This is a genomic window from Salinispora pacifica CNR114 (assembly GCF_000514775.1).
Classification (GTDB): domain Bacteria; phylum Actinomycetota; class Actinomycetes; order Mycobacteriales; family Micromonosporaceae; genus Micromonospora; species Micromonospora pacifica.
In genome coordinates this window covers 20,847-34,986 of sequence record NZ_AZWO01000033.1, presented here as the reverse complement: position 1 = coordinate 34,986, position 14,140 = coordinate 20,847, and the positions used below count along the sequence as shown (strand labels likewise).

Sequence of the window (14,140 nt, the reverse complement as noted above, 5' to 3'; positions counted from 1 at the left end):
CCCGTCGGAAGCGCCGTTTTCGGAGGACGGCATCGGATGGTGGGGGCCGGCAGCTCCGGAGGTGGACGTGTGTGCAGGTACGTCACAGGTGGTAGATCGCCATGGGGTGTCCTCCGAACTCGGCAACGGCGATGTCGAGTCCGTACACCTGCCGTAGCACTCCCGTCGTGATGACCTCGGTCGGCTTCCCGGCAACGTGGATGCGCCCGGCGCGCATCGCGACGATGCGGTCGGAGTACGCGGCGGCGAAGTTGATGTCGTGCAGGACCAGCACGATGCGTTTGCCGAGATCGTCGGCGGCCCGTCGGAGCAGTCGCATGGTCTGCACACAGTGCCGGAGGTCGAGGCTGTTGAGTGGCTCGTCGAGCAGGAGGTATTCGGTGTCCTGCGCCAGCGTCATCGCCAGGAAGGCTCGCTGCCGTTGCCCGCCGGAGAGTTCGTCGAGGAACCGGCCACCCACGGGATCAAGATCGAGATAGTCGATGGCACGGTCGATGGCTTCCTGATCGCTCGGGCGGAGCCGGCCCCGACCGTGCGGGAAGCGGCCGAAGGCGACCAGATCCCGTACGGTGAGTCGGGCGGTGAGGTGGTTGTCCTGCCGCAACACCGCCAGCCGGCGGGCCAGCAGCGCGCCTCGGGTGGTGGTCACGTCCAGGCCGTCGACGGTGATCGTGCCGCTGTCGACCTGCAGTAGCCGTCCGATCATCGACAGCAGGGTGGATTTACCCGCACCGTTGGCACCGATCACGGACGTGATCCCCGGATGCCCGAGCTCGATGCTCACGTCGTCGACGACGGCGGTGTCCGCGTACCGCTTGGTGACCGACTGGAGGACTATCACCGCGTGCCCTTCCTGGTGACAAGGATGAGGAAGAAGATTCCGCCGACGAACTCGATCACGACCGCGAGCACGGTGCCGAGGTCGAAGACCCGTTCGAGTAGCAAATGGCCGCCGACCAGGAAGATGACCGCGAGCAGGATGGCTGCGGGGATCGTGTGCCAGTGCCGGTGACTGCCGATGAGGTGATAGGCGAGGTTGGCGACGATGAGCCCGAGGAAGGTGATCGGCCCGACGAGCGCGGTGGAGACCGCCACCAGGACCGACACCAGGGCAAACACGATCGCGACGAGTTGCCGGTGGTGCACGCCGAGCCCGATCGCGTGGGCTCGGCCGAGGACGAGGACGTCAAGCTGCCGGCCGACCAGCACGAGGCCGGCAGCGGCGAGCGTGATCGTCACAGCGGAGAGACCGAGGAGACGTTCCGACACGCTGAAGCTCGCGAAGAAGGCGTCCTGCAACACGGCGAACTCCGCCGGGTCGATCATCCGTTGCAGCAGCTGGGTCACGCTGCGAAAGAGCACGCCGAAGAGGACACCGACCAGAACCAGCAGGTGGATGCTGCGTCCCGCCCCAGTGAAGATCCATTGAAACAGTGCGGTGGCGAACAGGACCAGCACGACGAGCTCGACCGTCCATCGCAGCACCGGATCGGTGCCGGCCAGCGCGCTCGCCCCGAAGAGGTAGACCAGCACTGTCTGAAGCAGCACGTAGAGTGCGTCCAACCCCATGATCGCCGGGGTGAGGATGCGGTTCTCCGTAACGGTCTGGAACAGGACCGTCGCCGTGGCCACGGCCACCGCCACGAGCAGCATCGCCGCGAGTTTTCGGGTACGGAGCTGCACGACGTAGTCCCAGGAACCGGTCACGTCGGTGAACAGGTACACGGTCACGAGGAGAACCGTCACGCCCGTCAGGGCGAGGATCCAGAGGCGGACCCGGTGTCGCCGGACGAGGGGAGCTACCCCGGTGACGGCCTGGCTCAGCGTGTCAGTGGGCACGTTCAGAGCTCCTGAGCAGCAGGTACAGGAACACCGCCGCGCCGACGACGCCGACCACCACACCGAGCGGGATCTCGTAGGGATACCGCAACACCCGGCCGATCAGGTCGCACACCAGCACGAAGGCCGCCCCGACGACGGCCACCCAGGGAATCGTCCGGCGCGCGTTGTCCCCCAGTAGCAGGCTGACGATGTTGGGCACGATGAGCCCGAGGAACGGGATGGCACCGACGGTCACCACGACGACCGATGCCACGGTGGCCACGACCGTGACGCCCAGGGCGAGCAGCCGCCCGTAGCGCATGCCGAGGTTCGTGGTGAATTCGCGGCCCAGGCCGGCGACGGTCAGCCGGTCGGCCGCGACCCAGGCGGCGGCCGTCGCGGCGAACGCCACCCACAGCAACTCGTACCGGCCACGCAGGACGCCGGAGAAGTCTCCGGTCAGCCAGGTGTCCAGGGTCTGGAGCAGATCCAACCGGTAGGCGAAGAACGTTGTCACCGCTCCGATGACCGAACCCAGCATGATGCCGACCAGCGGCGCCAGAACGACCGTGCGCACCGGAAGCCGGCGAAGTAGCAGGAGAAACAGGACGGTGCCGACCAGGGCGAACCCGATGGCCACGGCCATCTTGCCGGTCAACGGCAGCCCGGGTGCGGTCACCGTGACCACCAGCAGGCCGAGGGCGGCGGCTTCGGTGGTTCCCGTGGTGGACGGCTCGACGAACCGATTGCGGACCAGCATCTGCATGATCAACCCAGCGATGGCACTGGCTGCTCCGGCGAGCACCAGCGCGATGGTGCGTGGCAGCCGGCTGGCGGCCAGCAGCAGCGCCGCTTCGCCGTCCGACCCGCCGCGCAGCAGGCTGCCCGGTGTCACGTCGGCGACGCCGACGAAGACGCTGACCAGCGCGAGCGCCGCCGTCAGGGCGACGCCCGCGACCACGGCCGCCGGCGTCGCCCCGATACGTCGAATCACTTGGCGAGGCCGGTGGTGACCTCGTCGATCATCTGGTTCACGGCGTTCAGTCCACTCATCACGACGTACCACGGCACCGGGTCGAGGTAGACGACCTGCTGCGTGGACCAGGCGGTGGTCCTGGCGACGATCTCGTTGTCGAGAACCTCCTGTGCGGTCTTCGTACCCTCACCGGTGGCGGCGTCCCGATCGACGACGAAGAGCCAGTCGGGGTTGGTCTCCAGGATGAACTCGAACGATATGGGGTCACCGTGGGTGGCGGCCTCGACGTCGGCGATGGCGGGCGTCACGCCGAATTCGTCGTGCAGCCAGCCGAAGCGGGAACCTGGTCCGAATGCGGTGACCTCGCCGGCGCTGGTGAGCACGATCAGGCCACTACCCGCGTCGGCGGCGTTCTCCCTGGCTTTGCTGATCTTCGTGCCGATGTCGGTGAGCGCTGCTGTGACCTCATCCTGCTTGTCGAAGATCGTTCCCAGCTTCTCGGTGTTCGTCACGAAGCTCGACTTGAAGCTCGTCCAGTCGAGGGTCAGGTCGACGGTGGGAGCGATCTTGCTCAGCTCGTCGTAGGCCTTCGCCGAACGGTTCGCCACGAGGATCAGATCCGGCTCGGCGGCGTTGACGGCTTCGAAGTCGGGCTCGAACAGGGTGCCCGCGTTGACATACTCGTCGCCGTTGTACTTGTCGAGATAGGACGGCAGATGGCCCTTGGCCACCCCCGTCACCGGGACGCCGAGCACGTCGAGGGTGTCCAGGCTCGCCAGGTCGAACGTGATGACCTTCTCGGGGTTGACCGGCACCGTGGTCGAACCCTGTGCGTGTTCGACGGCCACGGTGCGCCCGTCCGCCGCGGTCGAGTCGGCCGACTCTCCCGCTTCGCCGCCGCAGGCGGTCACTGTCAGAGCGAGAGTGGCGGCGAGACCGAATCTGGAAAGGGGGAATCTCATGTGCTTGCTCCGAGGGGTGATCCGTGACTGACGCCCGCCAGCCGAGTTAGGTGAGGCTAACCTAATCACGATCAACTGCTGGCGCAATCACCTGCTGTCTTGCTCACACCGCATCGATCCGCCCCTACCGATGCCTGATCACGCTGGCGGGGAGTCAACGGATCAGCAGGCCCGGCCTCCGGCGATCCGGGGCACGCCACACTGGTAGGCACCTCGCCAGGTAGGTGTTGATTCGCCCGTTACGCAATGACTGACGTTCTCGATCGCTTCGTCGATCGCCTACTCAGCGTCCGCACAGGTTGTGTCCGGCAGGATGGTCGGCAGGAGGTGCCCGATGTCCGTTCTGACAAGCCGTCCCGCCCTACGGTGGCTGGTCCCGGTGGCCGCCGTCGTGACCGTCATCGGCGGCGGCGCCGCGCTGGGCCGGTTCGCCGCCGAAGCCGAGCCGAGCCTGCCGCCCCGATCCGCCGCCCAGCTTCTGGTCGATCTCCAGACCGCCCGCTTCGAGGGTCTGTCCGGCACCGTCGTGCAGCGGGCCGACCTCGGTCTACCCCCGATCGCCGGGTTGCTCGCCGAGGACGGTCCGGCCAGCCTGCTGACCGGCTCCCACACGTTGCGGGTCTGGCACTCCGGGCCGGACCAGCAGCGGATCGCCTTCGTGGACACGCTCGGGCAGCGAGACCTCATCCGCAACGGACGGGACGTGTGGCTGTGGAACAGCCGCACGAACACGGCTACCCACCGGGTGCTACCCGAGGGCGAGGAGGTGGCGAACCCACCGGAGGTGCCGACGACGCCGCAGGAGGCCGCCGCGCAGGCTCTCGCCGCGGTTGATCCGACGACCGAGGTGAGCGTCGGGCGGTCGGCGACGGTCGCCGGGCGGGACGCCTACGAGCTGGTGCTCGAACCCCGGGACGCCGCCTCCCTGGTGCACCAGGTCCGGATCGCCATCGACGCGACCGAACACCTGCCGCTGCGGTTCGAGGTCTTCGCCGAGGGTGGGGACCCTCCGGCGTTCGAGCTGGCGTTCACCCAGATCGACTATGCCCGGCCGGATGCCGACCAGTTCACCTTCAACCCGCCGCCGGGTGTTCAAATCACCGAGCAGGAGGACGGCTGGGAGCACCCCGAGGCGGCGAAACACCCCGAACAGCCGAAGCAGCCGGGACCAACCGACGGCGGCGGGCAGCCCGGCCTGCGTACCGTCGGCACGGGCTGGGCCACGGTTTTCGTCGCGAAGGTCGACGAGGCGGAGCGGCCCACCGCTGCCGCCGAGGAGGCGCCCGACCTGGACCTGCTCGCCGGTCAGTTGCCGGCGGTCCAGGGTGACTGGGGCAGCGGTCGACTGTTCCGCAGCGAGCTGGTGACGGCGCTGCTCACCGACGACGGCCGGCTGATCGTGGGGGCGGTCACTCCGGAGCGACTGTACGAGGTGGCGCGGGGCTGACGTTTCATCGCCGACAACCCGGGGGCCCCGCACGGCGCGGGCTCCGGGTTGTCGTCGCCCACGCCCTGGGAGTTGTCGTTGCCCACGCCCGGGGGGTTGTTGGTCACGCCCGGTCCTGCCGCCGACTCACCATGGGCACCCCGGCGGTCGCGCCACCCGGTATCCTGACCAGTTCAGAGAACAAAAAAGAACGGCACGGTAGCCGTTCCTACGGGCAAGGGTAGCGAATTGCGAGATGGCTTGTCAAGCAACTCCGGCGTTTCACAGCACTCCGGCGGTCCCGCCGATTCGCCGATGAACGACGACGAGCTCGGTCAGGAGCAGGAGTACGTCTCGATGCTCTACGGCCGGCTGGACGCGCTGCGGGAACAGGCCACCCACCGGCTGGCCGAACAGCTCCGGGCAACCGGTGGCACCCTCCAGGCCCGCTCCCAGCGCGACAGCGCGGTACAGATGTACGGCGAGCAGGTGGAGCAGTACTCGGCGGTCGAACAGGGCCTGTGCTTCGGCCGACTGGACACCGACGACGGCGGCCGGCACTACATCGGCCGGATCGGCATCTTCGACACCGACGGCGACTACGACCCACTGCTGATCGACTGGCGCGCCCCGGCGGCGCGCGCCTTCTACCTCGCCACCGCCGCCAACCCGCAGGGCGTCCACCGACGACGGCACCTGCGGACCCGGCAACGCAAGGTGACCGGCATCAACGACGAGGTGCTCGACCTCGCCGCCGCCTCCCCCACCGCCCACGAGGAGCTGACCGGCGAGGCGGCGCTGCTCGCGGCCCTCACCGCCGGCCGTACCGGCCGGATGCGGGACATCGTCGAGACCATCCAGGCCGAGCAGGACACGGTCATCCGGGCCGAGCTGCCCGGCACGCTGGTGGTGCAGGGCGGACCGGGCACCGGCAAGACCGCGGTGGCGCTGCACCGGGCGGCCTACCTGCTCTACACGCACCGGCGGGAACTCGCCACCCGGGGCGTGCTGCTGGTCGGGCCGAACGCGACCTTCCTGCGCTACATCTCCCAGGTGCTGCCCGCCCTCGCCGAGACCGGGGTGTTGCTGCGTACCCAGGCTGACCTCTTCCCCGGGGTCACCGCACGCCGCACCGAGGCGGCCGAGACCGCCGCGCTGAAGGGCCGCGCGGTGCTGGTGGATGTCCTCGCCGCCGCGGTCCGGGACCGGCAGTGGGTGCCGGACGAACCGCTGGAGGTCGAGCAGCCGCAGCGGGAGATCCTGCTGCTGCACCCGGAGACCGTCCGGGCCGCCCGGGACCGGGCCCGCCGGTCCGGCCGGCCACACAACCTCGCCCGGGCCGTCTTCGAGGTCGAGATCGTGCACGCGCTCGCCGCGCAGGTGGCCGAGCGCATCGGCGCCGACCCGCTGGGTGGGGAGAACCTGCTCGAGGAGGCCGACCGCGCCGAGATCCGTCGGGAGCTGCGGGACGACCCGGAGGTACGGGCGGCGCTGGACCAGCTGTGGCCGCTGCTCACCCCGCAGCAGTTGCTCGCCGACCTGTACGCCGACCCGGTGCGGATAGCTACCGCCGCGCCCATGCTGACGGAGGCCGAGCGGGCCCTGCTGCACCGCCAGCCGGGTGGTTGGACGCCGGCCGACGTGCCGCTGTTGGACGAGGCGGCCGAGCTGCTCGGCGAGGACGACCGCGCCGCCGCGGCCCGCCGGGAGCGACTGCGGACCCTACAGCGGGAGTACGCCGAGGGCGTGTTGGAGATCGCCCGCGGGTCCCGGTCGATCGACGTGGAGGACGAGGCGGACGGGGGCGAGATCCTCGGCGTCACCGACCTGCTCGACGCCGACCGGCTGGTGGAGCGGCAGGAGGAGGCGAACCGGCTGACCACCGCGCAGCGGGCCGCCGCCGACCGGAGCTGGGCGTTCGGCCACATCATCGTGGATGAGGCGCAGGAGCTGTCACCGATGGCGTGGCGGCTGCTGATGCGCCGCTGCCCCAGCCGGTCGATGACCATCGTCGGTGATGTGGCGCAGACCGGCGCGCTGGCTGGCACCGCGTCCTGGGCTGACGCCCTTGAGCCGTACGTGGCGCGGCGGTGGCGGCTGGCGGAGCTGGCGGTCAGCTACCGCACCCCCGCCGAGATCATGGCGGTCGCGGCGGAGGTGCTCGCCCAGATCGACCCGACGCTGCGCCCACCCCGGTCGGTACGGTCCACCGGTGTGCCGCCGACCGAGCGGGCGGTGGCGCCGCAGCGGCTGGCGGCGGAGCTGGTGGACGCGGCGACCGCGATGGCAGCGGCCCGCACCGACGGCCGGCTTGGGGTGATCGTGCCGGGCGCCCGCGTCGCCGACCTGGGTACCGCCCTGGCGGACGCGATCCCGGAGGCCACCATCGGTGAACAGCCCGACCTGTTGGGCCGTACCGTCCTGCTCACCGTCGCCCAGGCCAAGGGGTTGGAGTTCGACGCGGTCCTGGTGGTCGACCCCGACGGGATAGTCGCGGAGTCCCCTCGCGGTCGTAACGACCTGTATGTGGCGCTGACCCGCGCCACCCAGCGGCTGACGATTCTGCGCCCCACCTCCTGACCGCCCCGCGCCCGGCCTTGACCGGGTACGCCGATCGACGGCCTGGCCCGAACCGGGCCAGGCCGTCGGAGCGGGCTGTCAGTCGTCGGTGAGGTTCGCGACGTGCACGCCGGGACCGGCCGCGTCGCTCGTGGAGCCGGCGGTCGGGGTGCTCAGGCCGCCGGTGGTGGCGTCCCCCGTCGTGGTCGGGGCGACCCGGCCCCGGTGCCGTTCCGGTTGCCGGGCCACCCGGCGAGCACTGGCCGGGCCGGCGGTCCCGCCGGTCGTCGTGATCGCGCCCTGGCCCCGGGTCGGGCCACCGTCGCGCAGCACCTGCGGGTCGATCCGGCTGTGCGCCGGGTCGCCCGGGTCCTCGTCCTGGATCACCCGCTGTACGTCGGTCTGCGGCACGGTCACCTCGTCCAGGACGCCCTCGCCGTACCGGTCGCCGGCGATCCGCTCCTCGGCCCGCCGGGCGGCCTCGTTCCGTGTGTCGTCGGTGCGCATGTCGCATCACCTCGCAGACTCGTCGGAAGTCTCCTTGGGTTCCCGCCCCCGGGCCGGCCAAACTCTTCGGCCGAGCCGAGGTGGGGTTACTGCCCCCGGCCGGTCGGGTAGACCCAGGGTGCCCCCGCCACGAACCGTGCCGTGGCCGAGACGCGGTAGCGGGGCGAGGGACGGCAGGTACTCATCAAATCCGAGGAGGACCAGATGAGCACGCAGGCTGCATCCACCAGGCCGCAGAACCGGCCCCAGGCGGAAGCCCAGGACCAAGAGCGCATGCGGGAGGTCCAGGACCGGAACCGCTTGCAGGACGCCCCGACCCGCCCGATCCGGGCGATGGACAACGGGCACCGGGATCAGATGTCCGCTCCGGACACGGAGACGAAGAACTCGTTCCTGACCACGGAGTTCTGGGTCTACGCCGGCGCGGTCGTCCTTGTGTTGATCTCCGCCTTCTGGCGTGGGTCGGGCACCAACGGGTTGAACATCAACGATCCAACGTTGGCGTGGTGGTTCCTCTCCGCCCTGACCGCCGCGTACCTGATCAGTCGGGGGTTGGCGAAGGCCGGCTCGAATCGCCGCCTCACCAATGAGCGGGGCATGGCCCGGCGGTAGCCGATAGCGACGAAAGGGTGCCCGCCGGGAGCTACGTCCCGGCGGGCACCCTTTGCCTGGATGACTGTTCGAAGTCTGGGCTACTCCTCGAAGCCGAAGTCCTCGGCGAAGTCCCCCTCGATTGCGTCCTCGATCATCTCACCGGCGATCATGCCGCCGGCCACCCCGAGCGCGGCACCGGCGATCATGCCGCCCATGCCCATCCCCCGCTGGCCGTGCTGGTGCGGAACGCCGAAGCCCTGCGCCCGCAGGCTGCCGTAGCGGGCGGTGGTCTCGCGCAGCCACCCGTCCACCACCTGCATCCAGTCCACCCGGTCGGCGTCCTGGTGGGCGACCTGGTAGCGACCGAAGACGTCCTGCCCGGAGGTGAAGAAGCCGCCGCGCTTGTCGCACTCCAGGATCACGTCGACACCGTGCGGGTTGGTGACGAACGTGAGCTCCACCTCGGTGATCGTCTGCGCGTACTGCGGCGCGGCGAAGAACTCAATCTCCTGGTAGAACGGCAGCGTCTGCTGCACCCCGTAGAGGGAACCGCGCTCCAGGTCGGCGTTCTTGAACCGGAAACCGAGCCGGGTGAACGCCTCCAGGATGCGCTCGTGCACCGGCAGCGGGTGCACGTTGACCTGGTCCAGGTCACTCTTGTCCACGGCCCGGGCGATCGCCAGCTCGGTCCGCAGCCCCATCGTCATGCCGTGCAGGCGCTGGCCGTACACGTCGGTGATCGGGGTCTCCCACGGCACCGGCAACTGGAACGGGATCGACAGCTGCTGCTTGGGAGCCAGTTGCAGCGGCCCGGAGACCGGCATCCGCTGGAACTCCATGAGCCCCGCGTACTCGGTGTCGTGGCCCTCGATCTCAACCCGGGTGACCAGGCCGACGACAATCTGCTCGATGGCCGCCGGCGAGTCCCCGCCGATCAGGTTGACCTGGCCGTCGAGGGCCAGGCCGGGCCGGGTGTTGGGGTTCGTGAGGACGGTGTCCACGCTGGGTCCGCCTACGCCTAACGCGCTCAACATTTTCTTGAAGACCATCGGAACTCCCGCTGGGTCTGGTGTCGCACTCTCCTGGAGCCGACGGTGACGGTGTGCACCGTACCGGATGCTGTCGAGAGGTCGTCGCAAGTCTCCCACCAGCGCTGGGTCGGCCGCCACCTCCGCCGGACGCTCCCATTGCTGTGGACGCTACCCGGCGCCGGCCACCACACCACCGGTCCGGCTCGCCGACAAGCTAGGCGAAATCGAACTCACCGTCGCGCACGCCCCCGACGAACGCCGCCCACTCCTCAGCCGTATAGATAATGGTGGCCGCCTCGGGGGCCTTGCTGTGCCGCACCGCCACCCGCCCCGACCCGTCCAGCAACGGCCCCGCCTCGACGCAGTTGCCGCCGTGGTCGGGGCTCCTGGTGCTGATATGCCACGCAACGTCGGGCATGGTGTCGCTCATGACAACTCCTCCGCAAGTGCAGAAATCAGCCTCGCCGACTCGCGCACGGTGAGTGCGGCCTCCCGGAGGCGATCGTACGCGCGGACATATCGCAGCGCCTTGTCCGACTCCATGAAGAGCCGTCCACCAAGCGTCTCGGCATGCGCCACATCGGTGTAGGGCGGCGGCATCTTGAAGAGCCAGAACGTGCCGTCCAAGCCCGCATGCAGACCGAGGCCTGTGGACAGGACACGGATCTCGACCGTCGGCTTCCTCAACGCCTGCACCAGGTGGTCGAGCTGGGCCGCCATGACCTGCCGGCTCATCACCGGACGGCGTAGGGCCGACTCCTCGACGATCACCGCGAGTCCCGTAGCGGCGGGTTGGTCCAACAGGCGCTGCCGGTCCATCCGGAGCTGAACCCACTTCCGGATCTGTACCTCGCTAGTGGAGCTGGCCTCCGCGTTCCGAATCACCGCCTCGGCGTAGTCCCGGGTTTGCAGAAGGCCGGGTATGAGCAAGGAGGCGTAGGTGCACACCTGCTCCGCTTTCGACTCCAGCCAGGGAAAATCTATGAATGACGTGTCATAGATCGTCTGGTCGAAGTCGTTGTCCCAGCGGTCAACCCGCCAGGCGTCCTGCGCAAGCTGGATGATCCGGGTTCGTTCCCGCTCGTCGTAGACCCCGTAGAGATCCAAGAGTTCCACGACGAGATCTCGACGGAAAGGCCACTCGGCTCGCTCGTACCGCGCCAGCGACGAGAAATCCCGCTCCAAGAACTGGGCCACGTACTTGAGCGTCAGGCCACGTCGCTCGCGCAGCTCCCGCATCTGTTGGCCGAGCCACTGTGCCCGAAGCGTCCGCACGAAGGCTTCTCTCTTGACGGCCATGCTCACCTCTCCACGCATCCTGCCGAAATGGATCCGTTGGTGTCGTTGCACCAATGCCGAGGCCACTGGAAACGTGGCCTTCGGGTGAGGGTGATCACCGGCCCCCGGGGACTCCCGGTGCAAGCACGGCAACCGCGGCTGTGCCAACAGCCGAGAAGGTGACGAGAGGCGGCCTGGCGTGTGGCAGACGCATACCGGCTCTCGTCGGGTCTCAACATGGAGCCGCGATTAGCGCGCAGTCCGGCTCCGACCGACTTGACGAATACCTATCACGGAAAGGCGGGTCTCCGCGACCCTGCCTCGCTACGAACTGACACCACCCACCGGCAGCCCGGTGGCCGTACCGCCAAGGAGGGCTGCGGTCGTCGGGCGGGGCGGCCCTGCGCCGGAAATCCCCCTCCGTCCGGGGCCGCCCCTTCCAACACCAACGAAAGGAACCGATCGATGCGTCACGGCACCGTCTACGGCGGCACCGAGCAACTCCATCCCCGCCTCGTCCGCGAACGGACCTTCGCCGCGGTGGGCCTCGGCCGGCGCGGTCTGGACCCCCAGGAGGTACGACACTTCCTGCACCGGGTCGCGCACGAACTGGCCACGCTGCGACAGGAGGTAGCTCGGCTCCACGACGAGAACACCCGGATCAAACGGGCGCTACGCGACTGGCAGAGCGCCCAGGCCCGACGACGCACGCCCTGACCGGCCCGGTCGGCCCTCGCCGGCCGGGCCGGTCAGGGATCCGCCCGGGCCGGACGGGGAGGTCACCGTCCGCATCATCACCGCCGCCAGTAACAAGCCGAACAACAGCACCCGAAAACGAAGAACAACCCCAGGCCATGCCGTACAGGTCAAATCAAGTTGCGACGAACAGCTAGAGCCGTCTACACAAGGGCCAGGACGAGGGAAGGAAGCCGATGCCGAATACTGATTCAGCCACCGATCATAACGGCTATTTATTGGTTCGCTCACATGCGGCTACGGTCTTCCAGCTCGACGCCAGGCTCCCCAATCAGGTCTTCAAGCAAGACGCGAGCGATTCCCTGTTCTGCGATCTTGACTCCGGATTTCTGGTCAACCTTCTGCACGATGGCACGTCGGCATGGCGACAAGCGGGTCGAGTTGCTTGTCCTGGAGCCCGACTGCGAAGCATACCATCAGTTAGTATCCGCCGCCCTGGGCTTCGCGTGTCGGAACGGGCTGTACATAAGGGCCACCGAAACCGACTATGGCGCCCGGCCGACAGAGGCGTTCGCGCACTTCAACGTCATGTACTACGAGCCGATCGATTACTGTGCCCGGCAGGGGCTCAGCTGGATCTACTTCGGTGTTCGAGGCGTTGCCGGCCAAGCGGCTCCGTGGTTGCGAGGAACGGCCGCTTCTCCATGCCCTGGTGCGCCGATGAGGCGCCATCCGCAGCGAATAGACTTGTCGCGATGACCATCTTGATGCCTTACCAAGCACTCGCTGTGGACCAGACCGACGTCCGCTACGTTCACGGCCCCGACTCGACCCGACAGCCTGGGGTGCCGGTGGGCAAGACCGTCGAGTTTACCTGGGCCAACAGTGCCGTCTACCCGGGTACGTCACGCAAGGTCTGGATCCATGTGCCCGCCCAGTACGACACGTCCGAACCGGCGTCCTTGGTGGTCTTCCAGGACGGCGCCTGGTACCTCGATCCGGACGGTGAGGTCCGCGGTGCGATCGTCCTGGATAATCTGATTAACCGCGGTGACATTCCAGTTACCATCGGTGTTTTCGTCGATCCGGGCGTCTTTGGCAGCGACAACCTCGGGAACCGCAAGAACCGCAACTTCGAATACGACGCCTTCGACGATCGTTACGTCACCTTCCTACTTGACGAGATTATTCCCAAGGTTGCCGCGCGCTACTCGATTAGCGAAGATCCGGACCGCTGGATTATCTGCGGTGGTAGCAGCGGCGGCAACTGTGCGGTCACCGCTGCGTGGCTACGCCCGGACAAATTTCGCCGCGTCATCTGCTGCCTCGCCAGCTTCGCCCAAATTCCGGGCGGCAACCCCTATCCCGCCCTCCTGCACCGCGAGGACCGTAAGCCGCTCCGTATCTTCATGCAGGTCGGCCACCGTGATCTGGGCTGGAGTGACCCCGAGATGAACTGGCTGGCCGAGAATCTGCGGACGGCTGCCGCGCTGGCCGAAACCGGCTACGACTTCCGCATTGTCCTAGGCGACGGCGGCCACAACGCCAACCACGGCGGGGTCGTGCTCCCCGACGCGCTCCGTTGGCTGTGGCGACCCACCAACGCCTGACGGCTTCTAGGCTACCGACAAGCCAATCGCAACGAACCCAACCAGCACGGCCCGATATCCCCATACAGCACGCCGGTAGGATCCCGCTGCCCGCAAATCTCGCTTGTCAGCCGACGAAATACTTGTCACCAACACCCAGCCCGTCTGCCGACCCCATTCAAACTGAATCTTCCTATCCCTCCCACCCACGAGGGCGACCGGACTCCACAGCGCCCAGGTTAGGCGAGGTGACCAAGCGGGGCGAAGTCCGGTCACCCACGCCGTTGACCCGCGAGGATGTCGTCCTACAAAATCGGGCTGCGAAGCCGAACGGGGGCACCCTCAGTTGGCGGCGTGGTTCGGCGGCGAGCCAGAGGGGACAACGGCATGGCATTCAAGCTGGCCCTGGGTCTAACGTTGATCATTTTCGGGTTGGTGCTCAGACTGTTCTTCCCGGACACCGAGCTACTCTGGTTCCAGGGTGGACCGCTCGGCCTGGTGCTCATCCTGGTGGGTGTGATCGATCTGTTCCAAGCTCTCCGGCCTCGCCGGAGGTCGAAGCCCAAGGGGATTCTTGGTGAGCTCGCCGACGATCTGGGCATCAGCTCCCGGGATCGTCGGCGCGACGACCGACCGCACTGACGGGTCCAGCCTCAGCGCTCAGGAAGCACCGCCGGCGCGACAGACGTTGCCGTTCCACA

14 protein-coding genes are annotated in these 14,140 nt (G+C 68.2%); 6 read left to right on the top strand and 8 right to left on the bottom strand.

Annotated elements, in window-relative coordinates; genetic code table 11:
• Window positions 1-82: 82 nt before the first annotated feature.
• The 4 genes from B118_RS0119220 to B118_RS0119205 are packed head-to-tail and all read right to left on the bottom strand — an operon-like array spanning window position 83 to window position 3,759.
• Window positions 83-841 carry an iron ABC transporter ATP-binding protein gene (locus tag B118_RS0119220; protein ID WP_018220437.1) on the bottom strand — a complete coding sequence of 253 codons (759 nt, stop codon included), beginning with the start codon at window positions 839-841 and terminating at the stop codon, window positions 83-85.
• Complete coding sequence (locus tag B118_RS0119215; RefSeq protein WP_028193233.1) at window positions 838-1,839, bottom strand: iron chelate uptake ABC transporter family permease subunit; 1,002 nt, start codon at window positions 1,837-1,839, stop codon at window positions 838-840. Before B118_RS0119215 ends, B118_RS0119220 begins: the two co-directional genes overlap by 4 nt.
• The gene (locus B118_RS0119210; protein ID WP_018812510.1) at window positions 1,829-2,815 is read right to left on the bottom strand and encodes an ABC transporter permease; all 987 of its coding nucleotides are present in this window, start codon (window positions 2,813-2,815) and stop codon (window positions 1,829-1,831) included. The genes B118_RS0119215 and B118_RS0119210 overlap by 11 nt, the downstream gene beginning before the upstream one ends.
• Window positions 2,812-3,759, bottom strand: coding sequence for a siderophore ABC transporter substrate-binding protein (locus B118_RS0119205; protein WP_026270921.1), 948 nt, complete (start codon window positions 3,757-3,759; stop codon window positions 2,812-2,814). The genes B118_RS0119210 and B118_RS0119205 overlap by 4 nt, the downstream gene beginning before the upstream one ends.
• 334 nt (window positions 3,760-4,093) lie before the next feature.
• On the opposite strand from B118_RS0119205, the gene B118_RS0119200 reads away from it, so the two are divergent.
• Window positions 4,094-5,206, top strand: a complete 1,113-nt coding sequence (locus B118_RS0119200) for a LolA family protein (protein WP_018812512.1) — start codon at window positions 4,094-4,096, stop codon at window positions 5,204-5,206.
• A gap of 294 nt (window positions 5,207-5,500) precedes the next feature.
• A complete protein-coding gene (locus B118_RS0119195; protein WP_018812513.1) occupies window positions 5,501-7,765 on the top strand; it encodes a HelD family protein in 2,265 nt (754 codons plus the stop codon).
• A gap of 78 nt (window positions 7,766-7,843) precedes the next feature.
• Here B118_RS0119195 and B118_RS0119190 read toward each other — a convergent pair whose 3' ends face one another.
• On the bottom strand, window positions 7,844-8,251 hold the full coding sequence (locus tag B118_RS0119190; protein WP_018220443.1) for a hypothetical protein: 408 nt from the start codon (window positions 8,249-8,251) through the stop codon (window positions 7,844-7,846).
• Between the two features lie 273 nt (window positions 8,252-8,524).
• Here B118_RS0119190 and B118_RS0119185 point away from each other — a divergent pair, with 273 nt between their 5' ends.
• A complete protein-coding gene (locus tag B118_RS0119185) occupies window positions 8,525-8,863 on the top strand; it encodes a hypothetical protein (protein WP_018812514.1) in 339 nt (112 codons plus the stop codon).
• 80 nt (window positions 8,864-8,943) lie between these two features.
• Here the strand turns inward: B118_RS0119185 and B118_RS0119180 are convergent, their stop codons facing one another.
• The 3 genes from B118_RS0119180 to B118_RS0119170 form a co-directional block, all read right to left on the bottom strand.
• The gene (locus tag B118_RS0119180) at window positions 8,944-9,894 is read right to left on the bottom strand and encodes a sporulation protein (protein ID WP_050563681.1); all 951 of its coding nucleotides are present in this window, start codon (window positions 9,892-9,894) and stop codon (window positions 8,944-8,946) included.
• Between the two features lie 196 nt (window positions 9,895-10,090).
• Window positions 10,091-10,306 carry a DUF397 domain-containing protein gene (locus B118_RS0119175; protein WP_018214707.1) on the bottom strand — a complete coding sequence of 72 codons (216 nt, stop codon included), beginning with the start codon at window positions 10,304-10,306 and terminating at the stop codon, window positions 10,091-10,093.
• A complete protein-coding gene (locus B118_RS0119170; protein ID WP_026270922.1) occupies window positions 10,303-11,175 on the bottom strand; it encodes a helix-turn-helix domain-containing protein in 873 nt (290 codons plus the stop codon). Before B118_RS0119170 ends, B118_RS0119175 begins: the two co-directional genes overlap by 4 nt.
• Before the next feature lie 444 nt (window positions 11,176-11,619).
• Between B118_RS0119170 and B118_RS0119165 the strand changes: the two genes are divergently transcribed.
• The 3 genes from B118_RS0119165 (at window position 11,620) to B118_RS0119155 (ending at window position 14,081) form a co-directional block, all read left to right on the top strand.
• Window positions 11,620-11,871, top strand: coding sequence for a DivIVA domain-containing protein (locus tag B118_RS0119165; protein ID WP_018220448.1), 252 nt, complete (start codon window positions 11,620-11,622; stop codon window positions 11,869-11,871).
• A 734-nt stretch (window positions 11,872-12,605) separates the two neighbouring features.
• The gene (locus B118_RS0119160) at window positions 12,606-13,460 is read left to right on the top strand and encodes an alpha/beta hydrolase (RefSeq protein ID WP_028193232.1); all 855 of its coding nucleotides are present in this window, start codon (window positions 12,606-12,608) and stop codon (window positions 13,458-13,460) included.
• 366 nt (window positions 13,461-13,826) lie between these two features.
• Window positions 13,827-14,081 (top strand): hypothetical protein, encoded by a 255-nt coding sequence (locus B118_RS0119155; protein ID WP_018812519.1) that lies wholly within the window; start codon window positions 13,827-13,829, stop codon window positions 14,079-14,081.
• Window positions 14,082-14,140 lie beyond the last annotated feature (59 nt).

Excerpts from the sequence above, each read along its gene's own strand:
- B118_RS0119195 (WP_018812513.1), top strand. The coding sequence starts at position 5,501 with ATGAACGACGACGAGCTCGGTCAGGAGCAGGAGTACGTCTCGATGCTC.
- B118_RS0119160 (WP_028193232.1), top strand. The coding sequence starts at position 12,606 with ATGACCATCTTGATGCCTTACCAAGCACTCGCTGTGGACCAGACCGAC.
- B118_RS0119190 (WP_018220443.1), bottom strand. The coding sequence starts at position 8,251 with ATGCGCACCGACGACACACGGAACGAGGCCGCCCGGCGGGCCGAGGAG.
- B118_RS0119185 (WP_018812514.1), top strand. The coding sequence starts at position 8,525 with ATGCGGGAGGTCCAGGACCGGAACCGCTTGCAGGACGCCCCGACCCGC.
- B118_RS0119170 (WP_026270922.1), bottom strand. The coding sequence starts at position 11,175 with ATGGCCGTCAAGAGAGAAGCCTTCGTGCGGACGCTTCGGGCACAGTGG.
- B118_RS0119165 (WP_018220448.1), top strand. The coding sequence starts at position 11,620 with ATGCGTCACGGCACCGTCTACGGCGGCACCGAGCAACTCCATCCCCGC.
- B118_RS0119180 (WP_050563681.1), bottom strand. The coding sequence starts at position 9,894 with ATGGTCTTCAAGAAAATGTTGAGCGCGTTAGGCGTAGGCGGACCCAGC.
- B118_RS0119155 (WP_018812519.1), top strand. The coding sequence starts at position 13,827 with ATGGCATTCAAGCTGGCCCTGGGTCTAACGTTGATCATTTTCGGGTTG.
- B118_RS0119205 (WP_026270921.1), bottom strand. The coding sequence starts at position 3,759 with ATGAGATTCCCCCTTTCCAGATTCGGTCTCGCCGCCACTCTCGCTCTG.
- B118_RS0119175 (WP_018214707.1), bottom strand. The coding sequence starts at position 10,306 with ATGAGCGACACCATGCCCGACGTTGCGTGGCATATCAGCACCAGGAGC.
- B118_RS0119200 (WP_018812512.1), top strand. The coding sequence starts at position 4,094 with ATGTCCGTTCTGACAAGCCGTCCCGCCCTACGGTGGCTGGTCCCGGTG.